We start from the raw sequence: 21,636 nt of genomic DNA on the forward strand, positions 1-21,636 counted from the left end.
GTCTCCGGGCGGTGGGCCACCAGCGGGGGCGGGGCGTTGCAGATCCCCAAGGTGATGCGCCGGGTGGTGGTGGCCGACGACGGGTGGACCCTGATCGTCGCCGACGCCGCCCAGCTGGAGCCGCGCGTGCTCGCGGCCATGGCCGGTGACGTGGGGCTTGCCAGGGCGGCGGGGGAGATCGACCTCTATGCGGCGCTCGCGCAGTCGTTCGGCGGGCAGCGCGCCAACGCCAAGATCGCGATGCTGTCCGCCATGTACGGCGGCACCAGCGGCGACGCCTCCAAGCTCCTCGCGGTGATGCGGCAGCGTTTCCCCCAGGCGTACCAGTTCGTGGAGGACGCGGCGAAGGCGGGCGAGGAGGGGCGGCTCGTACGCTCGTGGCTCGGGCGCACCTGCCCGCCTCCGTCGGCGCGCTGGAAGGAGCTGGTGTCCGGGCCCGAGGGCTGGCGGGCGGCCAGGGACCGTGGGCGGTTCACCCGCAACTTCGTCGTCCAGGGCACGGCGGCCGAGTGGGCGCTCGCGCTGATGGCGGTCCTGCGCGGGCTGCTGCCCGAGCCGGCCCGGCTGGTCTTCTTCCAGCACGACGAGGTGATGGTGCACTGCCCGCTGGAGCAGGCCGAGGAGGTGATGGCGGCGGTGTCGTCCGCGGCGGCCGAGGCGAGCAGGCTGCTGTTCGGGCGGACGCCGGTGCGCTTCCCCATGGAGACCGTGGCGGTCACCTCCTACGCCGACGCCAAGTAGACGAGCCGCACCCCGGTCCTCCGCACGGCTCGCCCGCCTGCGCGGGCCGGGTCGCCGGCGTAGGTCCTGGCTGCCGCGGAGGGGCGGCCACAGGTCGGGCTCGTTACCCGGCGGAAGGGGCGGCGGCGGTGCGGCGCCGGATCGAGGCGAGCCAGAGCCCGGCGAGGGTGACCATGATGCCGACGACCAGGCCGAGCATGCCGTAGCCGAGCAGCCCGACGATCGCCCCGGCGACGATCGTGCCCGTGGCGCCGCAGACGTTCATCAGCAGGTCCGACAGCCCCTGTACGGCGGGGCGGCGCGACAGCGGGACGGACTCCGTGACGAGGGCGGAGCCGGACACCAGGCCGCACGACCAGCCCAGCCCGAGCAGCACCAGCGCCGCCGTCACCTGCCACACCCGGTGGCCCGCCGTGCCCGCCAGCGTGGCCGCGCAGAGCAGCAGGGCCATGCCGAGCGCCAGCACCGGCACCTTGCCCGCCTTGTCGGCCAGCCAGCCGACGACCGGCGACAGCACGTACATGCCGGCGATGTGCAGGCTGATCACGATGCCGATGACGTCGAGGTTGGCGCCGTCGTGGTGAAGTTTCACGGGGGTCATCGACATGACCGACACCATCGCCGTGTGGCTGACCGCGATCATGATCAGCGCCGTGCGGGCCATCGGGGTCGTCCGCAGCGTTTCCCAGGCCGTCCTGATGGTCCGGTTGCGGCCGGGGCCGGGCGTCTCCTGTGTGTCCTGCAGCCCGCGTGCCAGCTTGAGCGGGTCAGGCCTGAGCAGTACGAGGATGATGAGCAGCGCCAGGGCGAACGCCAGCGCGGAGAACGCGAACGGCCCGGCCTTCTCCGCCATCCCCAGCCTCATGCCGACCTGGTCGGCGGGTCTGGCCAGGTTGGGGCCGGCGACGGAGCCGATGGTGGAGGCCCAGACGACCAGTGAGAGGTGCCTGGCCGAGCGGCCCTTCGGCGACAGGTCCGTGGCGGAGTAGCGCGCCGCCAGGCTGCCCGCGCTGCCGCCGCCGACCAGCACCAGCCCGGCCAGCAGGAGCGGCCACGAGCCCAGGCTGATGGCGGCCACGGAGATCGCGCAGCCGGCCAGCGCAGCGAGGTAGGCGAGCGACAGGCCGGCGCGCCGCCCGCCGCTGCCCGACGCCCTGGCCGTCGGCAGGGCCAGCAGCGCCGCGCCAAGCACGGTGGCCGTGCCGGCGAAGCCGCTGATCACGGTGGATCCCGACAGCTCGTCCACGACCACCGAGCTGAGCGCCAGCCCGACCGCCACGCCCACGCCGCCCACGATCTGCGTCGCGGACAGGACCGCGAGGGTACGACGCTGAATGCTCGGGATCCGGTCAGAGGGCAGCATCGTGGGCTGGATGGGGGCGCTGGTCACCAGTGAAGTCTGACATAACCCCCAACATCACCCTAAAGACGACAGCGTCCTGTTCTCCTAGGGTGACGGACGGCGAAACTCTCACAGGATCGCGACCGCGTCGCCCACGGCGATGCGCCCGGGGCCGTCGGGGATCAGGTTGATCCCGAACCAGACCTTGCCGTCCCGCTTGCGGTGCCTGGACAGCGTCCTGATGGGCTCCTTGCCCTTGGTGTACGTGGTGGTGTCGATCGTCGTCAGCACGCAGCGGTCGCAGCCCTTGGTGACCCGGAAGCCCACGTCGCCGATGCGCAGCCGCTTCCACTCGTCCTCGGCGAAGGGCTCGTCCACCCCGTCGATCACCACGTTCGGCCGGAAGCGGTGCATGGGAAGCGGGCCGGGCGGCTCCTCGCCGCGTTCGAGCGCCGTCTCCACGATCCAGTCGTTCAGCCGGCCGAGCGACGCGCCGGTCGTGAGGAGAAGGGGATAGGCGTCCGCCAGGCTCACCCGGTCGTCCGGCCGTCCGTACGCCGGATCGACCGGGCGGCGGGCCGGGTCGTCCAGCCACTTGAGCCGGACCGGCTGTCCGGCGAGCTCCGACAACCACCGGGCCGCGTCGTCACCGCAGTCGGTGAGCTCGACCGGGGTGCCCCACACGTCCACCGTGGACGTCACGGCGGCCGGTGTGACCCGCAGCGGGGCGGCGTGCGGGCCGGTCAGCGTGAGCGTGCCACCGTCGAGCCGGCCCACACAGGCCAGCAGGGCCGGTTCCTCGCGCGCTGTCAGGATGATCCCGTCCCTGTCGGTGATGAGGTAACGCCGGTCCCCCGCCAGGCCCCACGGGTGTACCTCGGCCTCATCGACTTCATGGCCCGCAGTGGACTTGATGGGATAAAAGCGAATGCTCCCCAGCTTCATGCGGCCGACCGTACCTCACTGATCGGCGCGCTCTGAAGAGGCGCCGTCCTGCGGTGCAGGGCCGCGGCCAGCGCGACCGCGCCGAGGGCCGCCCCTCCGACGACGGCGCCGATCCAGGCGACGGACGGGTAGCCGAATCCCGCGCCGATGGCCAGCCCGCCCAGCCAGGGGCCCACGGTGATGCCGACGTTGAAGGAGGAGACGTTCATCGCGGCGGTCAGCGTGGGGGCGTCCTTGGCGAGGGCGAAGGGGCGGGCGTTCAGCGCCGGATTGGTCCCGAACCCGAACACACCGAGCAGGAAGACCAGCACGACGGCGAGGAGGGGCACGGTGGCGGAGGCGGCCAGCGCGGCAGAGGTCACGATGAGGCCCGTGACACCGGTGAACAGGACGAGGAACGGCCGCGCGTCGGCGGTCCTGCCGCCCATCGTGATGCCGATCAGCGCGCCGATCCCGTACAGGGCGAGAACGGCGGGGACCCAGGCGGGATCCAGGCCCGTGCTGCCCGTCAGCAGGACGCTCAGGTAGCTGAAGGAGGCCAGCAGGGCCGCCGTGGTCAGCGCGATCGTGCCGTAGGCGAGCCAGAGCGGGGGGTTCAGCATGGCGCGCAGCTCGGCACCGACGCGCGGCCCGGTCCCGGGCTCGGGACGGCCGCCGGGGATGGTGGCGAACACGCCGATCGCCGCGAGCGCCGACAACCCGGCCACCGCGTGGAACGCGGCCCGCCAGCCGAGATGCTGGCCGATGACGGTGCCCGAGGACAGGCCGATGATGGTGGCCACCGTCAGCCCGCCCGCCAGGATGCTCATCGCCTTGCCGCGGGCGTTCGCCGGCACCATGCCGATCGCGGTGCTCGCCGCCACGGCCCAGAAACCGGCGTACACGAAGGCACCCGCCACGCGGGTGGCGAACACGACCGCGTAGTCGGACGTCAGCCCGCCTACGACGTGCGAGAGCGCGAAGATCAGCATGAACGTCAGCAGCGCCGTACGGCGTGGCCAGCGCAGCGTCGCGATGGCCAGCACCGGAGCGCCCACCAGCATCCCGATGGCGAAGGCCGAGATCAGCAGCCCTGCCTCGGGGATGGACACGCCCAGGTCGCGGGACATCTCGGGGAGCAGCCCGGCCAGCATGAGCTCCGACGTGCCCTGCGCGAATATCGACAGGCCCAATATGTAGACGGCCAGTGGCATGGCCTTCCTCCACGTATTTTGAATCGATCAGTTCAAAATCAGGGAACAGAAAACTCAGAACGCGTCCAGCGCGGTCCGCGCGATGGAGGCGAAGGTTTCCCGGCCGGCCCCGCCGCGGGCGGCCACGCGCATGCCGCTGACCGTGGCCACGACGAAGTGCGCCAGGGCGAGCGCGTCCTTCTCCGCGTCGATCTCGCCCCGTGCCATGCCCTCCTCGATCGCCGAGCGCATCATCCGCACCCGCTTGTCGTTGTCGAGCCGCAGCAGCTCGGCGACCTCCGGATCGTGCGGGCCCAGCTCGACCAGCGAGTTGACCACCAGACAGCCGGCCGGCTCCTCGGGGTCGGGCTCGACCGCCCATCCCAGCACGGTGCCGACCTTCTCCTTGGCGGGCAGGCCGGAGCCCATCAGCTCGGCGAGCCTGGCGTTGCGCCCGTCCATGTAGTGGCGCAGCGCCTTCTTGAAGAGGTCGTGCTTGCTCGCGAAGGTGTTGTAGATGCTGCTGCGCCCGAGGCCGGTGGCCGCGCACAGGGCCTGCGTCGAGGTGTTCTCGTAGCCCGCGTCCCAGAACGCGAGCATGGCGGCCTCGACCGCACGGTCCTCCTCGAACGTCCTCGGTCGCGCCATGCCGGGTACGCTACCAGTTTTGGAACGAGCAGTGCAATATGGTGGGATGCGGCCGGTGAGACAGGGAACCCGCCGGCGTCAGGCGCTTGTGCGGAACGTGTCGAGGAACACCTTGCGCGTGCCGGCCTGGTCGTCCCACTTCAGCTCGGGCATGTCGAACGTGATCGTGAACGCGGTCTTGCCGTCGATAGTGACGTACCGGGTGAGCGCGTGCATGGGGACGCCACTGGCGGTGGTGTAGGTGTACTCCCAGTCCGCGGCCTTCCACCCTCTGTAGGACAGATCCCGCAACTGCACCTGGATGTAGCTCTCCCTGGCGCCCTCGGCCTCCTCCTTGCTCAGCCGGGACAACCCGCCGTCGGCCTGCGGCGTCGCCCGCTCCACCACGATCCGCATGCCGGAGTCCTTCGGCCCGTCGAACGTGGCCCCGCCGTCCGTCTCGACCGGCTTCCAGTCCACCGGCACGCCGGCCGCGAACCCGGAGAGGGTGTGCTCCTCGTGGCCCTCCGGCACGGGGGAGGGCTCGCCGCCCCCGGTCGTGGGGGTCGGCGCAGCGGCCGCGGATGCCGCCGCGGCCGTGACCGCGGCCTGCTCCTGCGCCGGCCCGCCGGACAGGATGATCACCACGGCGCCCGCCACGAGGGCCACCGCCACGATCGCGCCGACGAACGTGAGCGGCGTCGGCCGGCCGTCACGGATCCACGTGCCGCCGCCGTCGTCCTCGTTCCTGCGCCGGCTCGTGCCGCTGCGCGGCGACGCGCCGGGCAGGGTGGTGAGGCGGTTGCGGCTGATGTCGTGCGCCAGATTGCGTGACTGCTCGTGCAGGACCGCGGGAGAGGCCAGCGGCCACGGGGTCGCGCCGGACGTGCGGCTGTCGGAGGTCAGCGGCAGGATCGGCCGGGGTTGCGGCCCTGAGTGCGCGTTCGGTCCGTCGGCGGAGTCGTCCATGGGCCGGTACGGCTCGAACGGGGCCTGACCGCCCGCCGAGGACGGGCCGCCGGGAGCGATCGGGTCGTGGAACACGGACGGGCCGCCCGGCACAGGCGCGCCGTCGAGCGAGGACGGGCCGCCGCCCGCAGGGGAGCCGCCCAGGGAAGAGGGACCGGCGAACGAGGAGGGGCCGTCCACGGACGGGGGCCCGCCCAGGTGTGAAGCACCGTCCAGGGACGAGGGGCCGCTGGGGAACGAGTGGTCGCCCGGGTGTGCGGGGTCGTCCAGCGAGGAGTGGCCGCCTGGGGAAGGCGCGCCGTCGAAAGAGGGCGGGCCGCCGAGTGGGTGCGGGCCGCTGTCCGGCCGGTGCGGACCCGAAGGGGCGGTGAACGCGTCGAACCCCTGCGCCGGAGGTAACTGGTCGGTCCTGTGGCTGCCCGACGGGCTCGTCATCCCGTCATAGGGCATCGAGTAGCCCCCCGACGGGCTGCTCGCCGGGTCGTACGGCACCCGCACCGGCCCTGAGGGCGTCTCCACGATCCGCGACGGCATCGGCCCCGAAGGGTGTTCGAGTGGTGGCAGCAGCACCGCGGGCGTCGGGTCGGCCTGGCTGGGCAGCGTCTCCGGCGGGCGCGGCCGGGGGGAGCCGTGCGCGCGCAGCACCGCCTCCAGCATCTCGATGACCTGGGCCGAGGTCAGCCGCTCAGCCGGATTCTTGCGCAGCAGGCCCTCGATGACGGGCATCAGCGCCCCGGCCCGCTGCGGCCTGATCGGGTCCTGTGTGAGCACCGCGCCGAGCACCGCGATCGCGTCGGGCCCTTCGTACGGCGGCCGCCCCTCGACCGCGGCGTACAGCGTGGCGCCGAACGACCACAGGTCGGCCGCCTGCGTGATCGGCTGCCCGGACAGGCGCTCGGGCGGGATGTACGCGGGCGACCCCATGAGGAGCCCGGTCTGCGTGATCGTCACATCGCCCTCGATGGCGGCGATGCCGAAGTCGGTCAGCACCACCCGGTCGGTGGTCAGCAGCACGTTGCCGGGCTTGATGTCGCGGTGCATGATGCCGGCGGCGTGGGCGTGCCTGACCGCGTCGAGCACCCGGATGCCGATCTCGGCCGCCTGGATCACCGGCAGCGGCCCGCTCTGGCGTACGGCCTGTTCGAGGGACCACGCGCGGACCAGCTCCATCACGATCCACGGGCGGCCGTCCTCCTCGACGACGTCGTGCACGGTCACGATGCCGGGGTGGGTCAGCCGGGCGGCGGACCTGGCCTCGCGCAGCATGCGCCGGTGGGCCACCTGCTTGCCCGCGTGGTCGAGCCCGTACGGCAGGATCAGCTCCTTGACCGCGACGTCGCGGTCGAGGAGGACGTCGTGGGCCTGCCAGACCATCCCCATGCCGCCTCTGCCGACCGGCGACATCAACCGGTAGCGCCGGCCGATCAGGCGGCCCTGGCTCCGCGGGGTGCCGCTCGGGGGGCCTCCCTCCGCGCCGGGGCCGCTGAGCAAGCGGTCGGCTGCCATGTCTCCGCCCCCATTCGCCTCATCCGTCACGTGCGTTCTCACGCTACTTGCAGATTGGCACTGAGAAACCCGCCGGACGCTGCCGCATGGGGCTTTTGACCAGGCCCGGAGGAGGGCCGCGGCGGATTTCTTGCTGGCCTGAGGCTCGTTACGATATCGGCGCTATAACCGCAAGGGAAGCTGACATTGCTTGACAATAGTGCTGACGTACGGATATTTCGCTATTCAAATGACTCGCTTACTGAGCGTGCCAATGCCAGCAACGCGTGGGTGAACGCCTCCGCGGGCGGCTCGACCAGACCCGCGCCGACCTGACCCGTGCCGGCCACGCGGCCCGCGATGCCGGTGTTGACCACGGGCAGCAGGCCGGTCCTCGCCACCAGCGTGAGGTCGATGCCGACAGGAGTGCCGCGGAAGCCGAGGCCCGGGATCTGATAGGCGGGATGCTCGGCCAGCGTGATCTCGTACATCGAACGGGTGGCTCTGACGGCGTCGGCGACCTCGCCGCCGACGAAGCGCACGATGGCGGGGGAGGCCGCCATCGCGAAGCCGCCCAGGCCCGAGGTCTCGGTGATGGTGGAGTCGCCGATGTCCGGGTTGGCGTCCTCGGGGCCGTACGCGCCCAGATAGAGCCCGTCGGGCACCCCGGCCGGGCCGGTGAACCAGCGTCCGCCGAGGCCCGAGACCTGCACGCCGAAGTCGGTGCCGTTCCTCGCCATCGCGACCACGAGGGAGGAGCCGGGCACGTCGCGGGCGGCGTCGGTGCTGACCTTGGCCGCGGCCATGCCGGCGTTGAGGAAGAAGTGGTCGTTGCCGTTGATGAAGCGCAGCACCTGCGCGGCGACGCCGGGCGCGGCCTCGACCACGGCGGGCGCCAGCTCGCGCAGCAGCAGCGAGGTGGCGGCGCGGTTGCGGTTGTGCAGCTCGTCGCCCATCTGCAGCGCCTGCGCGATCAGCGTACGCAGGTCGATCGGCCCCGTACGCTCCAGCGCCGCGGCCAGGGCGGGGCCGAGCACCTCGTCCATCCAGCGCAGCCGCTCCAGGACCTCGGGCCCGTACGCGCCGTAGCGCAGCACTTTGCCCAGGCCCTCGTTGAGCGAGCAGTAGGCGGTGCCGCCGTGTTCCGCGTCGCGCACCTCGAACACCCACATGGACGGGCTCACCACGCCCGCCATCGGGCCCACGGTGGCGTGCTCGTGGCACGGGCGCAGCGTAACACCGCCCGCGGCGAGCGTACGGGCGGCCTCGTGCTCGTCGCCCGCCAGACCCTCCAGCAACATCGCGCCGATGAGGGCGCCGCGCATGGGCCCGGACGCGCGCTCCCACGTGATGGGCGGGCCCGCGTGCAGGAATGTCCCCTCCGCCAGCACCTCGGAGGCCCGCCGCACGCCCACCAGGTGCGGGCGGGCGGAGGTCAGCCGGCCGGCGGCCAGCTCGTTGGCGGCCGGCCTGCGCGGGTCGGCGAGGACCTTGGCCAGCGCCTCGGCGGTGCCGGGCAGCGGCGGCCGCCACGCCACGGGAACCGTGGGCACGGCCTGGGCCGTGAGCGCGTCGTCGAGCAGGCCGGCGCCGACGGTGACGACGCGGGCCGGTGCGGAGAGCAGGGTCACAGCAGGCTCCTGGCGTGCCGGGCGGCCTCGGCGTTGGAGGTGAACACGGCCGCGCCCGCCTCGCGGAAGGCGGCGGCCTGGCGGTGCAGGTCCTGCGGGTCGCCCTCCGTGCCGATCAGGGCGACGACGACGGTGGCAGGAGCCCGGGCCACGGCGTGGGCGAGCGAGGCGGCCGGGTCGGGGTCGGCGCCGTGGCCCAGCACCACGTCCATGAGCACCACGTCGGTGTCCTGGGTGTGGGAGAGCGCCTCGACCCGGAGCGACGGGTCGATCATGGGATGGGCGCGTCCCCTGGTGTAGGCGTCGTCGCCGTAGTCGACGACGTCGCCGGTGCCGGTGATCATCGCGGCCTCCGCGCTGAGCGTGCCGCCGGCGTAGACGCCCTTGATCGTCTTGGCGGGCGGGCGGCCGCCCGGCCACGACGGCCACGACGGCCACTCGGGCACGGGCCTGCCCAGGGCGCGCAGCGCCTGCTCCGTCGCCTCCGTCAGATCGGGTGCGCCTTCCTGGAGCAGCGCGCGTACGACGGGCGTGCGCAGGCGGCCGAGCGACTCCTCCACGGCCCGCGCCACCTCGGGCGCGGGCGGCTTGGAGACGAGCACGATCAGCTCGGTGGCCGGGTCTTCGTCGAGCATGCGCAGCGCCCGTAGCGCCGACAACCCGCCCACCTCGACCGACAGGTCCCTGCCGCCCACACCGAGCACGTGGCTGACGCCGGTGCCCGCCCGATCGAGCAGGGACGTCACCTGCTGCGCGCCGGTGCCGGAGGCCGCCACCACGCCGACGGGGCCGGGGCGGAGCACGTTCGCGAAGCCGAGGCCGACGCCGCCGATCACCGCCGTGCCGCAGTCGGGGCCCATCACGAGGACGTCCCTGGCCTCCGCCCGCTCCTTCAGCAGGCGTTCCTGCCACACAGGGACGCCGTCACTGAAGATCATGACGGGCAGGCCCGCTTCGACGGCGTCCAGAGCCTCGGCGAAGGCGTGCTCCCCTGGAGTGGAGACGAGCACGAGGCCGGCGGGTTCTCTCGCGGCCGAGCGGGTGGTCAGCGGCGGCTGGTGCTCCGGCGCGGGGTCCGACCGCCGGGAGGCGGTGAGCTGCCGGTCGGCCTCCTCGACGGCGGTTTCGGTGTCGCTCGCCCGTACGGCGATCAGCAGATCCCCAGGGTCGCTCTCCGGGATCGTGAACCCAAGCTCGCGCAGGACGGAGACGTTGAGCTCGGTGGCCATGGCGACCATGGCCGCGGTCACGCCCGGCAGGCCCGACAACGCCTGGCTGACCCGCATGAGGGTGACGGAGTCGTGATAGGTCCCCCGCCGGACCAGCACCACCTCGCGCGGAACGTCACTCATGGGGCCGCCCCTGGGACTCTCCCAGGGAGAGGATCGCGTGCACCCCGATGGCGACGCCCTGCGCCAGGTCGGATCCCGACGTGTGGCCGAGCCGGTGCAGCCGGCGCAGCGCCGGTTCGAGCGGCTGCGTGCCGGCCAGGCCGCGCAGCACCCCGGTCACCTCGGGGCTGGCCGCGCCCGCGGCCGCGCAGTGCAGCAGCGTGGCCGACAGGGGCGTCGTCCGTGAGCGGGCGTCGAACGTGACCGTCGCGCCGAGCCAGCCCGCCAGCCAGACCGCCCGCTCCACCCCGGCCGCCGCGCCCAGGTGCCGCAGCGTCACCAGCAGCCCGGCCAGCACGTCGTCGCCGCTCGGCGTGAGCCCGGGCCCCAGGCCCATCAGCTGTTCGGCCGCCGTCACCGTCCGGAGCAGCCGGCCCTCGGCGCACCCGCCCGCGAGCATCCCGACCGCGGCGTTGCCGGTCAGGCCGGGCTCGGGCGGGTCGATCAGGCGGGCGGCGGCGTTCGCGAGGCTCGTGAGGTCCACAGGGCCGAGCGGCGGCGCGGGATCCCACCAGCGCCGTACGGTCAGGCTCAGCGGGCCCAGCTCGATCGACCGGTCGCCCACCGAGGCGTCGTCACCCACCGTGACCCTCGGGAGCGGCCCGGCCAGCAGCACGGAGTTGGGCAGCCGGATCGCCTCGCCGGTGATGAGCGCGATCACCGAAGGTTCGAGCTCGGTCCTGACCTCCAGGTAGATCCCGCCGGGGAACGCGGCGAGCACACGCGCCGGGCGGCGGGACGACTCCAGGACGGGACGCACGGCCGCGCTGGCCGCTCCCGTGACGTGGACGCGGGTACGTCGCGCGTGAGTACCGACCGTCACCAGACCTCCCAACCGACCCTGGTCCTGACCGTAGAACGGGCCCGGAACCCTCCGTACGGGTAAATTTGCCAACAGTGAGCGGGAAGGTTGGCTCTTCCTGACAGACGACTCCCGGGGTCACAATCTTGTCCATGGAGCCCCCCGTCCGTCTGGCCAGCACCGGAACGATCATCCATGGCGTGTCCGTCGGCGAGGTGCTCGGCGTGTCCACCCTCGCCGAGGCCAGGCTGATCGCGGGGGAGCGAGGGCTGGGCCGCATCGTGCAGCGGCTCAACGTCATGGAGGTGCCCGACATCCTGGCCTGGGTCAAGCCGCACGAACTGCTGCTCACCACCGGCTACCCGCTGCGCAACACGCCCCAGTCGCTCGGCCGGCTGGTGGCCGACCTGGACGAGCGGGGGCTCTCCGCCCTGGCGATCAAACTGGGCCGCTACGTCGACGAGCTGCCCGCCGAGATGGCCGAGCAGGCCGACCGGCTCGGCTTCCCGCTCATCCTGCTGCCGAACGACGTCGGCTTCGACGACATCCTCAACCAGGTGCTCACCGACATCCTCAACCGCCAGGCGGCCGTGCTCGCCCGCGCCGAGGAGGCGCACCGGGCGCTGGTGCAGGTGGTGCTGGCCGGTGGCGGGCTCAACGAGGTCACCGCCGAGGTCGCGCACCTGCTGGACGTGTCGGTGGCCGCGGTCGACGGCTCCGGCCGCGTGCTGGCCGCCGCCGGTCCCGCCGCCCACATGAGCGTCCTGTGCGAGTCGATCACCCACGAGGGTCCCCCGGCGGCCGAGGCCGATGGGGCACGCAAGCGCTCGTTCGCGTCGGTGCCGGTGCTGGCCGGAGGCCACCACCACGGCAGGATCGTCGCCTACAGCCCGTCCGCGGCGATCCGGGACAGCGACGTCGGCATCCTCGAACGCGCCGCCACCGTCGCCGCCCTGGTCGTCACCCGCCAGGAGGCGGTCAACGCCGTCGAGAGCAAATACCGGGCCGACTTCCTGCGCGACGTGCTCACCGGGCGGGCCGGCACGGTCGAGCGGGTCACGGCCAGGGCCAGGGCGTTCGGGTGGGACCTGTCGCGCCCCGTGACGGTGCTGGTGGCCGAGCTCGACCCCGACGGCGACGAGCGCAGCGCCCAGGACCGGCTGGTGGCCTGCTGGACGGCCGCGATCAGGCGGCACGACCCCCTGGGGGCGGTGGCGGGGTTCTCGCACGAGGTGGTGGCCGTGGTCGACGCCTCCGCCGACGTCTCCAAGGTGGCCAGGGACGCCGCCTGCGCGTTCGCCGACTCGCCGCCCGCGACGTTCTCGACCGGCACGTCCAGGCCGAGCCCGGGGGCGGAGACGCTGCCCGACGCCTACGCGCAGGCGCTGAAGGCCGCCAGGGTCGGGCGGCAGCTGCACGGGCCCGGCGCGGTCGCCCACTTCGACCAGCTCGGCGTCTACCGGCTGCTGTCGCTGGTGAACGACACCGCCGAGCTGCACGCGTTCGTACGCGAGACGCTCGGCCCGCTGGCCACCGACGACGACGCCGAGAACGCCGACCTGCGGCGCACCCTCCAGGCCCTGCTGGAGACCAACCTGAACGTGGCCGAGACGGCCAGGCGGCTGCACTTCCACTACAACACGCTGCGCTACCGGATCGGGAAGCTGGAGCGGCTGCTCGGCGGCTTCACCGACGACCCGCACCTGCGGCTCAACCTCACTCTCGCGCTCCACGTGCTGCGCATGCGCGGCATCTAGGGTGCGGGAGGGACGTCCAGGCGGCGTCTAGGCTTGGGGCCCGTGGACTTCGAACTGCGCTCTGACTTCATCCCGCTGTGCGACCTGCTGAAATACTGCGGCATCACGGAGACGGGCGGCATGGCCAAGCAGCTGATCGCCGAGGGCATGGTGCTCGTGGACGGCGAGGTCGAGCTGCGCAAGCGGGCCAAGATCCGGGCGGGCCAGGTGGTCAGCGGCGAAGGGTTCTCGATCCGGGTGGGATAGCGCGGGCCGCGGGCGCGAGTTTCTCCCTGGTTCCCGGCGTAGATTTGGCAGATCATGCCCGTGTAGGAGTGATCTCGCGGGCCTAATGTGCCCGCAACGGAAAGCGTGTCGCCGGCCCAGCGCAACGCCCGGTACAAGAGGGGCTCTCAATGGTTTTGGGATGGACCAAGCACGGTGACGGCAAGCACCTGGCCCCAGGCGAGGTGGTCAGGCCCGACGAACGGCTGAGCTGGCCCCGCATGATGGGCTTCGGCGCGCAGCACGTGATCGCGATGTTCGGCGCGACGTTCGTCTTCCCCCTGGTGATGGGGCTCGACCCCAACATCGCCGTGATGATGTCAGGCGTCTCGACGATCCTGTTCCTGCTGATCGTGAAGGGCAAGGTGCCGAGCTACCTCGGCACCAGCGCGTCCTTCGTCGGCGGCGTGTTCGCCATCAGGGCCGCGGCGGGCGGCGACACCGCGGGAGCGGACGCCATCGTGACCGGCGCCATCCTGGTCGCCGGGCTCGTGCTGGCGCTGGCCGGGCTGGCCATCCACTTCCTCGGCGTGCGGATCATCCACCGCGTCTTCCCGCCCGTGGTCACGGGCGCGGTGGTCATGCTGATCGGGTTCGGGCTGGCGTTCGTGGTGGCGGACACGTACTGGCCGCAGGACCACTGGGTCGCCCTCGTCACGATGCTGATCACGTTCGTGGTGATCGTGTTGTTCAAGGGGTTCATCGGGCGGATCGGCGTGCTGGTGGGGCTCGTCGCCGGGTTCGTGCTGTCGTGGGTGCTGGACAGGGTGGCCGGGCCGATCACGTCGGTGCTGCCTGGCGCCAACCTGCGCGACGCCTCCGGGGCCGCCTGCGAGGCCGAGGGCACGTACTGCGTGGCGACGGCTTTCCCGCACGACCGGGTCGACTTCGAGCCGGTGGCGCAGGCCGCCTGGATCGGGCTGCCGGAGTTCCACGGGCCCGACTTCAAGACCTCCGCCGTGCTGCTGGTGCTGCCCGCGGTCATCGCGCTCATCGCCGAGAACGTCGGCCACGTCAAGGCGGTCGGCGAGATGACGGGCACCGACGTCGACCCGTACGTCGGCCGCGCCGTCGCCGCCGACGGCGTCACCACCGCGCTCGCCAGCTCGGTCGGCGGCTCGCCCACCACGACGTACGCCGAGAACATCGGCGTCATGGCGGCCACCAAGGTCTACTCCACGGCCGCCTACTACATCGCGGGGGTCATCGCGATCCTGTTCGGCCTGTGCCCCAAGTTCGGCGCGCTGATCGCGGCCACCCCCGGAGGGGTGCTCGGCGGCGTCACCGTGATCCTCTACGGCATGATCGGGTTGCTCGGCGCAAAGATCTGGATCGAGAACCGGGTGGATTTCGCCGACCCCGTGAACATGGTTCCGACCGGGGCGGGCATCATCCTGGCCATCGGACCTGTGCAGCACTTCATCGGGGGCGACTTCACCTTGGAGGGCATCGCGCTCGGCACCATCGTGGTGCTGGGCGGCTACCACCTGCTGAGGGCCATCGCCGGGCCCGCCCCCGGACGGGCCCCCGAGCAGGCCGGGAGCGGGCCCGCGTGAAGCCGCCGCCGTTCACCTACCACGCGCCCCGCGACGTCGGCGCGGCGCTGCGCACGCTCGCGCAGGTGCGCGGCAAGGTCCTGGCCGGCGGGCAGAGCCTGATCCCCCTGATGAACATGCGGCTGGCAGCTCCCGAGCATCTCGTCGACATCAACCGGATCGGCTCCCTGTCCGCGGTCGACGCGAGCCCGGCGGGCGTCAGGGTGGGCGCGCTGGTCAGGCACTCCGATGCCGAGCACGCGGGCGCGCATCCGCTGCTCACCCGGGCCCTCAGGCTCGTCGCCCACCCGGTGATCCGCAACCGGGGCACGGTGGTGGGCAGCCTCGTGCACGCCGACCCGGCCGCCGAGCTGCCCGCCGTGCTGGCGGTGCTGGACGGCACGGTCAGGGTGGCCCGGTGGGACGGGCGGGCCGTCGAGCGCGACGTGCCGGCGCGGGAGTTCTTCACCGGGCCCCTGGAGTCGGCGGTCCAGCCGGGCGAGCTGGCCGTGTCGGCGTATTTTCCCGCGCTCGGGCCTCGCACCGGCACCGCCTTCGAGGAGGTGGCCCGCAGGCACGGCGACTACGCGCTGGCCGGGGTCTGCGCCGTGGTCACGCTGGACGACGACGCGCGCGTCACCGCCGCCAGGGTCGCCTGCGTCGGCGTCGGCCCCGTGCCCGTCGTCGTGGACGTGACCGCCGCGTGCGAGGGCGCGGACGGCGCCGAAACGGACAGCGCGGGAACGGGCGGCGAGAGAGCGGACCAGGGCTGGGCGGACGCGGCGCGGGCCGTACAGGAGGAGACCGAGCCCGAGAGCGACGTGCACGCCTCGGCCGCCTACCGGCGGCACCTGGTGGGCGTGCTCGCCGAGCGGGCGCTGCGCAACGCGGCGAGGGAAGGGACGGCCGCCCGTGGAGCATGAGATCACGCTCGTCGTGAACGGCGCCACCAGACGGGTGGAGGTGCCCGCCCGCCGGCTGCTGTCCGACTGCCTGCGCCACGACCTGGGCCTGACCGGCACCCACGTGGGCTGCGAGCACGGCGTCTGCGGCTGCTGCACGGTGCTGCTCGACGGCCGGCCCGTACGGTCGTGCCTGACGTTCGCGGTCACCGTGGACGGACAGGAGATCACCACCGTCGAAGGGTTGGCCCGCGAGGGAGCGACGAGGGAAGGCGGCGGATCCGAGCGACCGAGCCGCATCCACGAGGTGGAGGCCGTGGACACAGCGCTGTCGCCGGTGCAGCGGGCCTTCGCGGAGTGTCACGGGCTGCAGTGCGGGTTCTGCACGCCCGGGTTCCTGTGCACGGTCACCGCGTTCCTCAGGGACAACCCGGCGCCGTCGGACGACGAGATCGTGGAGGGCATCGCGGGCAACCTGTGCCGCTGCACCGGCTACCAGAACATCGTCAAGGCCGTCCACCGGGCCGCCGAGCTGCTGGCGGAGGAGAGATGACGACGAGGTTGTTCGGCGAGCCCGTGCAGCGGCGCGAGGACCCCAGGCTGCTCACCGGGCAGGGACGCTACCTCGACGATCTCGGCCGTGACGCGCTCGCCGTCGCCTTCGTCCGCTCGCCGCACGCCCACGCCCGCGTCCGCGACATCGACGTGACGCCCGCCCTCGACGTGCCGGGGCTCATGGCGATCTACACCTGGGAGGACCTGCCCGAGCGGGTGGGCAGGGCGCTCCCGCTGCTGATCCCGCACCCGGCGCTCACCCACGGCCGCACCGCCTACCCGCTGGCCCGCGACGTCGTCAGGCACGTCGGCGAGCCGGTCGTCATGGTCGTGGCGAGCGACCGGTACGCCGCCGAGGACGCCTGCGCGCTCATCGAGGTCGGCTACGAGCAGCTCAAGCCGGTCGTCGGCCTGGAGGAGGCCGTGCAGGGGGCCGCGCTCGTGCACGAGGACGTGCCGGGCAACGTCGGAGCCCACCTCGTCCAGGAGGTCGCGGCGGCCGACGGGCGCGGCGCCGGCGAGGCGATCGAGGCCGCGCCGCACACCCTCGCCTTCCGCCTCGACATCGAACGCAGCGCCAGCACGCCCCTGGAAGGCCGCGGCGTGTACGCCCGCTGGGACGGCAGGGACCTGCGCGTCTACTCCAGCACCCAGACCTCCACCAGCGTCCGCATGGCCGTCGCCGCCACGCTCGGCCTGCCGCTGCCGCAGGTCGAGGTGATCGCGCCCGACGTGGGCGGCGGTTTCGGCGTCAAGATCGTGCACCCGTGGCCCGAGGAGATCCTCGTGCCGTGGGCCGCCATGACGCTGGGGCGCGAGGTCAAGTGGACGGAGGACCGCAGGGAACACTTCATCTCCTCCGCCCACGAGCGCGCCCAGATCCAGCACGTACGCGTCGGCTTCGACGACGACGGCCGCGTCCTCGGGCTGGACGTGACGATCCGGCATGACCACGGCGCCTACACGCCCTACGGCATCATCGTGCCGATCGTGACCTCCACCCAGCTGCTGGGGCCGTACAAGATCGGCGCCTACCGCGTCGAGTTCACCTCCCTCTACACCAACACCGTGCAGGTCACCCCCTACAGAGGAGCGGGCAGGCCGCAGGCCGTGTTCTGCATGGAGCGGACCATGGACAAGATCGCCCGGCACCTGGGCAAGGACCGCGCGGAGGTGCGGGCGGTCAACTTCATCGGGCCGGACGAGTTCCCGTACGACCAGCGCATGACCTTCCAGGACGGACGCCCGCTGATCTACGACAGCGGGAACTACCCCGAGATGCTCCGCATGGTCAAGGAGCTGATCGGCTGGGACGAGCACGAGAGGCGTCCCGGCCGCGGCATCGGCCTCGGCTGCTACGTCGAGGGCACCGGCGTGGGCCCCTACGAGGGCGGGCACGTGCAGATCACCTCCGACGGCCGGGTGCACGTCTCCACCGGGCTCACCTCGCAGGGGCAGGGGCACGAGACGGTGTTCGCCCAGATCGCCGCCACCGAGCTGGGCGTGCCCATCGAGCGGGTGAGCGTGGTCACCGGCGACACGCGCAGGTTCGGTTACGCGGTCGGCACGTTCGCCTCCCGGGCGGCCGTCATGAGCGGCAACGCGATCGCGCTGGCGTGCAGGAAAGTCCGCGAGAAGGCGCTGCGCATCGCCGCCGACGCGCTGGAGGCCGACCCGGCGGACCTGGCGATCGACGACGGGATGGTGCACGTGGCGGGGGCGCCGTCGGCGTCGATCCCGCTGTCCACGGTGGCCGTGCTGGCCAACCCGCTGCGCTACGCCTTCGACGACGAGGCGGCCAAGGCGACCCAGTTCTCCGGCACGGCCTCCCCCGACCGGCCGCCGGTCGCCGAAGGGGAGGAACCGGGCCTGGAGGGGCGCGACTACTACTCGCCGATCAGGTCCACGTTCGCGTCGGGCATGCACGCCGCCGTCGTCGAGACCGACCCCGACACCGCCGAGATCACGGTGGTGCGCTACGTCGTCGTGCACGACTGCGGGCGGCTGGTCAACCCCATGATCGTCGAGGGGCAGATCCACGGCGGAGTGGCGCAGGGCATCGGCGGGGCGCTCTACGAGCGCATGGTGTACGACTCGCACGGCCAGCTGGTGAACGCCTCCTTCATGGACTTCCTCATGCCGTACGCCACCGAGATACCGCACGTCGAGACCGCCCACCTGGAGACGCCCTCGCCGCTGAACCCCCTCGGCATCAAGGGCGCGGGCGAGGCCGGCGTGATCCCCGTCTCCGCGGTCATCGCCTCGGCCCTGGAGGACGCCGAGGGCATCGAGATCGACCGCATGCCCATCTCCCCGTCGGAGCTCTTCGAGCTGCGCGAACGTCACGCCGCCCTGGAATGAGGCCGGAGCTGCGCGCCCCCGGAGCGGGGCTGACCTCCTTCCCCGACGTCCCTGACGGCGTCCGCCTGATCGACCTGGCCTGGAACGCGATCACCGAGGTGCCCGGCCGGGTGGCCGGGCTCGCCTCGCTGGAGGAGCTCAGGCTCGACGGCAACCGCCTGCGTGCCCTGCCCGACCTGTCGGGGCTGACCGCGCTGCGTGCGCTGCACGTGGACGGCAACGCGCTGACGGCGGTCCCCGCCTGCCCGCCGGCCCTGGAGTCGCTCTTCCTGTACGGCAACCGCGTCCGCACGCTGCCCGGCCGCCTCGGCGGGCGGCTGCGGCACCTGTCGGCGGGCGCGAACGGGCTGACCGAAGTGCCCGGCTCGTTGTGGAGGCTGACCCGGCTGGAGTCGCTCAACCTGGCCGGGAACGCGCTCACCGAGGTGCCGGCGGCCGTGGGCGGGCTGACCGGGCTGCGCATGCTCGACCTCGGGCACAACCGGCTCACGTCCATCCCGCCCGAGCTCGGCGACCTCGCGCTCACCGACTACCTCTACCTGAGCGACAACCTGTTCACCGAGGTGCCCGCGGCGATCGGCCGGCTCGACCGGCTCGCCTACCTCAACCTGACCGACAACCGGCTCACCCGCCTGCCGGACGCGCTGGGACGGATGGCCGCGCTGGTGGAGCTGCGGCTCTACGGCAACCGCCTGGAGTCGCTGCCCGAGACGATCGGCGGGCTGACCCGGCTGCGTGAGCTGCACCTTCAGGGCAACCGGCTGACCCGGCTGCCCGCGGCCGTCGCCGAGCTGGAGGAGCTGCGGGTGCTCGACCTGCGCGACAACCTGCTCGGCAAGCTGCCGGACACGTTGCCGTCCGGACTCAGGCAGCTCGACCTGCGCAACAACCGGCTCCGGGAGCTGCCCGACCGGCTGCCTGCGCTGGACAAGCTCGATCTGCGGTGGAACAAGCTCGACGGCGAGCCCGAGGTGCTGCGCCGGCTCGCCGCGCGTGGGTGCGTGGTCCTGCGCTGAACCGGAGCGCCGGGTGGTGCGTACCTCCGCACATGACGACTTTTCCACGCTTGGCCGCTCTCGCGCTGTTGGCCGGGCTGGTCGCCGGATGCTCCTCAGGGGGCTGGAGCGACTACGTCGCAGCAGGCGCGAAGCCGCAGCCCGCGGCCCCGCTGACCGTCGAGCAGCTGTCCGCCAAGGTCGGCTGCAAGCCGAAGATGCAGGTCGAAGGAGACGATCTGCGCACCGGGTTCTGCAAGACCTCCGACGGGAGGTTCTTCGTCAACACGTTCAAGACCGAAGCGCTCAAGGACGCGTGGATGGACCAGGCGCCCGAGTACAACCCCCACCTCGTCGGACCCCGCTGGACCGTCCTCGGCCCGCTCGAGGTGCTGGAGGCCATCCAGGAGCGGCTCGACGGCGACCTGCACCTGACCGACCACCGCGTCTCGCAGACGCCCACACCTGCCTCCTGACCGTGCTGAACCCCGGAGACGCGGACCGCGTACCTCAGGGCATGACGACCCCTCCGCGCGTGGCCGCGCTCGCGCTGCTGGCCGGGCTGGTCACCGCCTGCTCCGCGGGCGACGGGAGCGGCGGCTACCTCGCCGTGGGCGCGCGGGCCGGAGCCGCGCCTCCCACCGTCGAGCAACTGTCCGCCAGGGTCGGCTGTGAGCCGCGCCTGCGGGCCGGCGGCGCCGGCGTCCGCTCAGGACACTGCGCGACCCCGGACGGCGAGTTCGTCGTGACGACGTTCGCCACGCGCGAGGGCAAGGACGCCTGGATGAGCGCCGCCCCCGCGGGCACCCCGCACCTCACGGGCGACCTGTGGACCGTCCTGTCCAGCCGCAAGGTGCTCGACCTGCTCAGCGAGCGGCTCGGCGGCGAGGTCCACATGACGGACCCGGCGACCCGGAAGATGAGGGTCGTCGGCTAGTTCCGCTCACGCGCGCGGCGCGGCCGTGGAGGCCCGTACCACCAGTTCGTGCGAGGTGCGGCGGCGGCGCGGCCGACCGGCCGGCGGGCGCAGGACGAGGTCGAGCGCCTGCTTGCCCATGCCCGCCATGGGCAGCCTGATCGTGGTGAGCGCCGGATAGACGTCGCGCGCCACCGGCGCGTCGTCGAACCCGGTCACCGAGATCTCCCCGGGCACCCGCCGCCCGCTGTTGAGCAACCAGGACAGCGCGCCCACCGCCATCGGATCGTTGAGCGCGACCACCGCCGTCAGGTCGGGGTGCGCCCGCATCAGCCTGGCCGTGGCCGCCGCGCCGCCCTCCCGGGTGAAGTCGCCGTGCACGACGGGAACGGAACGCCAGTCGAACCCGGCCGCGCCGAACGCCGTGCGCAGCCCGGCCAGGCGGTCCTCGACCGTGGTGAGGTTCGGCGGGCCGCCCAGCACGCCCAGACGGCGGTGGCCCAGGCCGATCAGGTGCCGCATGAGCGTCGCGCCGCCGGCGGCGTTGTCGGGCAGCACCGCGTCCACGGGCAGGTGGTGGCGGCCGATCACGGCGAGCCGGCCGCCCGCGGCGGTGAACGAGCGCACCTCGGCCGCCATGTCGGCGTCGGCCCCGGTGTCGGCCCCGGTGTCGGCCCCGGTGTCGGCTCCGGTGTCGGCTCCGGTGTCGGCTCCGGTGCTCCCCTGGGACGCCGCCCGGACGTAACCGGAGCCCGCCATCACGAGCAGCCTCACCCGGTGGGCCCGCAACGCGCGGATCCTGGCCAGCTCGGCCCGCGGGTCGCGCTGGGTCTGGCTGATCAGCGCCAGGTAGCCGCGGAGCTCCGTCTCGTGCAGCACGCCCCTGGCGATCTCCCCGAAATAGGGGTCGCCGACGTCGTGCACGATCAGCCCCACCATGGACACCTGACCGCCGGCGAGCGCCCGCGCGTGGCTGTTGGGCACGTAGCCGATGCGCGAGGCGACCGCCTGGACGTGGGCCGCGACCCCGGCGCTCACCCCCGTGCTGCCCGTCATGGCGCGGGACGCCGTCGCCAGCGACACCCCCGCGGCCCTGGCCACGTCGACCAGGCGGGGCGGGGACGGAACGGAAGGTCGCTCTGCCATGCGGACGAACCCCCTTGTCCGGGGCTGAATCCCGTGTAATCGTAACCGAAAGCGCTTACGAAAGCGCTTTCGCGGCGCCTCTCCTGACGGGAGCCTCCTC

The 21,636-nt window shown here is 72.8% G+C and carries 19 protein-coding genes; 10 read left to right on the forward strand and 9 right to left on the reverse strand.

Annotated elements, in window-relative coordinates; genetic code table 11:
- Nucleotides 1-741: DNA polymerase (locus GUY59_RS32720; RefSeq protein WP_236667728.1), on the forward strand; the 741-nt coding region annotated here is incomplete at its 5' end.
- A gap of 103 nt (nt 742-844) precedes the next feature.
- On the opposite strand, the gene GUY59_RS32725 is transcribed toward GUY59_RS32720, so the two are convergent.
- From GUY59_RS32725 to GUY59_RS50945, 8 genes are all read right to left on the reverse strand, one after another.
- Nucleotides 845-2,131: an MFS transporter gene (locus tag GUY59_RS32725; protein WP_252375113.1), complete on the reverse strand. Its 1,287-nt coding sequence runs from the start codon at nt 2,129-2,131 to the stop codon at nt 845-847.
- 81 nt (nt 2,132-2,212) lie between these two features.
- Nucleotides 2,213-3,028: an MOSC domain-containing protein gene (locus GUY59_RS32730; protein WP_138204737.1), complete on the reverse strand. Its 816-nt coding sequence runs from the start codon at nt 3,026-3,028 to the stop codon at nt 2,213-2,215.
- Complete coding sequence (locus GUY59_RS32735) at nt 3,025-4,221, reverse strand: Cmx/CmrA family chloramphenicol efflux MFS transporter (RefSeq protein ID WP_138204735.1); 1,197 nt, start codon at nt 4,219-4,221, stop codon at nt 3,025-3,027. The genes GUY59_RS32730 and GUY59_RS32735 overlap by 4 nt, the downstream gene beginning before the upstream one ends.
- A 54-nt stretch (nt 4,222-4,275) precedes the next feature.
- Entirely contained in the window at nt 4,276-4,848 is a 573-nt protein-coding gene (locus GUY59_RS32740) for a TetR/AcrR family transcriptional regulator (protein WP_138204733.1), read from the reverse strand.
- 78 nt (nt 4,849-4,926) lie between these two features.
- Nucleotides 4,927-7,302 (reverse strand): serine/threonine protein kinase, encoded by a 2,376-nt coding sequence (locus tag GUY59_RS47790; protein ID WP_201761621.1) that lies wholly within the window; start codon nt 7,300-7,302, stop codon nt 4,927-4,929.
- A gap of 221 nt (nt 7,303-7,523) precedes the next feature.
- Nucleotides 7,524-8,912, reverse strand: a complete 1,389-nt coding sequence (locus GUY59_RS32750) for a DUF1116 domain-containing protein (protein ID WP_138204731.1) — start codon at nt 8,910-8,912, stop codon at nt 7,524-7,526.
- The gene (locus GUY59_RS32755; RefSeq protein ID WP_138204729.1) at nt 8,909-10,264 is read right to left on the reverse strand and encodes an FdrA family protein; all 1,356 of its coding nucleotides are present in this window, start codon (nt 10,262-10,264) and stop codon (nt 8,909-8,911) included. The genes GUY59_RS32750 and GUY59_RS32755 overlap by 4 nt, the downstream gene beginning before the upstream one ends.
- Nucleotides 10,257-11,126, reverse strand: a complete 870-nt coding sequence (locus tag GUY59_RS50945) for a DUF2877 domain-containing protein (protein WP_252375112.1) — start codon at nt 11,124-11,126, stop codon at nt 10,257-10,259. The genes GUY59_RS32755 and GUY59_RS50945 overlap by 8 nt, the downstream gene beginning before the upstream one ends.
- 131 nt (nt 11,127-11,257) lie before the next feature.
- Between GUY59_RS50945 and GUY59_RS32765 the strand changes: the two genes are divergently transcribed.
- From GUY59_RS32765 to GUY59_RS32805, 9 genes are all read left to right on the forward strand, one after another.
- Nucleotides 11,258-12,862, forward strand: a complete 1,605-nt coding sequence (locus GUY59_RS32765; protein ID WP_138204725.1) for a PucR family transcriptional regulator — start codon at nt 11,258-11,260, stop codon at nt 12,860-12,862.
- A 42-nt stretch (nt 12,863-12,904) separates the two neighbouring features.
- On the forward strand, nt 12,905-13,108 hold the full coding sequence (locus GUY59_RS32770; protein WP_212746267.1) for an RNA-binding S4 domain-containing protein: 204 nt from the start codon (nt 12,905-12,907) through the stop codon (nt 13,106-13,108).
- Nucleotides 13,109-13,257: 149 nt separating this feature from the next.
- The gene (locus GUY59_RS32775) at nt 13,258-14,682 is read left to right on the forward strand and encodes a uracil-xanthine permease family protein (protein WP_138204723.1); all 1,425 of its coding nucleotides are present in this window, start codon (nt 13,258-13,260) and stop codon (nt 14,680-14,682) included.
- Nucleotides 14,679-15,584, forward strand: coding sequence for an FAD binding domain-containing protein (locus GUY59_RS50950; protein WP_138204721.1), 906 nt, complete (start codon nt 14,679-14,681; stop codon nt 15,582-15,584). The genes GUY59_RS32775 and GUY59_RS50950 overlap by 4 nt, the downstream gene beginning before the upstream one ends.
- Nucleotides 15,574-16,116: a (2Fe-2S)-binding protein gene (locus GUY59_RS32785; RefSeq protein ID WP_138204719.1), complete on the forward strand. Its 543-nt coding sequence runs from the start codon at nt 15,574-15,576 to the stop codon at nt 16,114-16,116. The genes GUY59_RS50950 and GUY59_RS32785 overlap by 11 nt, the downstream gene beginning before the upstream one ends.
- Entirely contained in the window at nt 16,113-18,479 is a 2,367-nt protein-coding gene (gene cutA / locus GUY59_RS32790) for an aerobic carbon-monoxide dehydrogenase large subunit (protein ID WP_138204717.1), read from the forward strand. The genes GUY59_RS32785 and cutA overlap by 4 nt, the downstream gene beginning before the upstream one ends.
- Complete coding sequence (locus GUY59_RS32795; RefSeq protein WP_132336248.1) at nt 18,476-19,495, forward strand: leucine-rich repeat domain-containing protein; 1,020 nt, start codon at nt 18,476-18,478, stop codon at nt 19,493-19,495. Before cutA ends, GUY59_RS32795 begins: the two co-directional genes overlap by 4 nt.
- A 32-nt stretch (nt 19,496-19,527) precedes the next feature.
- The gene (locus GUY59_RS32800; protein ID WP_138204715.1) at nt 19,528-19,950 is read left to right on the forward strand and encodes a hypothetical protein; all 423 of its coding nucleotides are present in this window, start codon (nt 19,528-19,530) and stop codon (nt 19,948-19,950) included.
- Nucleotides 19,951-19,991: 41 nt separating this feature from the next.
- Nucleotides 19,992-20,411, forward strand: a complete 420-nt coding sequence (locus tag GUY59_RS32805; RefSeq protein ID WP_138204713.1) for a hypothetical protein — start codon at nt 19,992-19,994, stop codon at nt 20,409-20,411.
- A gap of 6 nt (nt 20,412-20,417) precedes the next feature.
- Here GUY59_RS32805 and GUY59_RS32810 read toward each other — a convergent pair whose 3' ends face one another.
- On the reverse strand, nt 20,418-21,536 hold the full coding sequence (locus GUY59_RS32810) for a LacI family DNA-binding transcriptional regulator (protein WP_138204711.1): 1,119 nt from the start codon (nt 21,534-21,536) through the stop codon (nt 20,418-20,420).
- Nucleotides 21,537-21,636: the final 100 nt, after the last annotated feature.

The sequence above is a fragment of the Nonomuraea sp. K271 genome, from assembly GCF_009908215.1.
GTDB lineage: Bacteria > Actinomycetota > Actinomycetes > Streptosporangiales > Streptosporangiaceae > Nonomuraea > Nonomuraea longispora.

Excerpts from the sequence above, each read along its gene's own strand:
- GUY59_RS32730 (WP_138204737.1), bottom strand. The coding sequence starts at position 3,028 with ATGAAGCTGGGGAGCATTCGCTTTTATCCCATCAAGTCCACTGCGGGC.
- GUY59_RS32735 (WP_138204735.1), bottom strand. The coding sequence starts at position 4,221 with ATGCCACTGGCCGTCTACATATTGGGCCTGTCGATATTCGCGCAGGGC.
- GUY59_RS32740 (WP_138204733.1), bottom strand. The coding sequence starts at position 4,848 with ATGGCGCGACCGAGGACGTTCGAGGAGGACCGTGCGGTCGAGGCCGCC.
- GUY59_RS47790 (WP_201761621.1), bottom strand. The coding sequence starts at position 7,302 with ATGGCAGCCGACCGCTTGCTCAGCGGCCCCGGCGCGGAGGGAGGCCCC.
- GUY59_RS32755 (WP_138204729.1), bottom strand. The coding sequence starts at position 10,264 with ATGAGTGACGTTCCGCGCGAGGTGGTGCTGGTCCGGCGGGGGACCTAT.
- GUY59_RS32765 (WP_138204725.1), top strand. The coding sequence starts at position 11,258 with ATGGAGCCCCCCGTCCGTCTGGCCAGCACCGGAACGATCATCCATGGC.
- GUY59_RS32775 (WP_138204723.1), top strand. The coding sequence starts at position 13,258 with ATGGTTTTGGGATGGACCAAGCACGGTGACGGCAAGCACCTGGCCCCA.
- cutA (WP_138204717.1), top strand. The coding sequence starts at position 16,113 with ATGACGACGAGGTTGTTCGGCGAGCCCGTGCAGCGGCGCGAGGACCCC.
- GUY59_RS32795 (WP_132336248.1), top strand. The coding sequence starts at position 18,476 with ATGAGGCCGGAGCTGCGCGCCCCCGGAGCGGGGCTGACCTCCTTCCCC.
- GUY59_RS32800 (WP_138204715.1), top strand. The coding sequence starts at position 19,528 with ATGACGACTTTTCCACGCTTGGCCGCTCTCGCGCTGTTGGCCGGGCTG.
- GUY59_RS32805 (WP_138204713.1), top strand. The coding sequence starts at position 19,992 with ATGACGACCCCTCCGCGCGTGGCCGCGCTCGCGCTGCTGGCCGGGCTG.
- GUY59_RS32810 (WP_138204711.1), bottom strand. The coding sequence starts at position 21,536 with ATGGCAGAGCGACCTTCCGTTCCGTCCCCGCCCCGCCTGGTCGACGTG.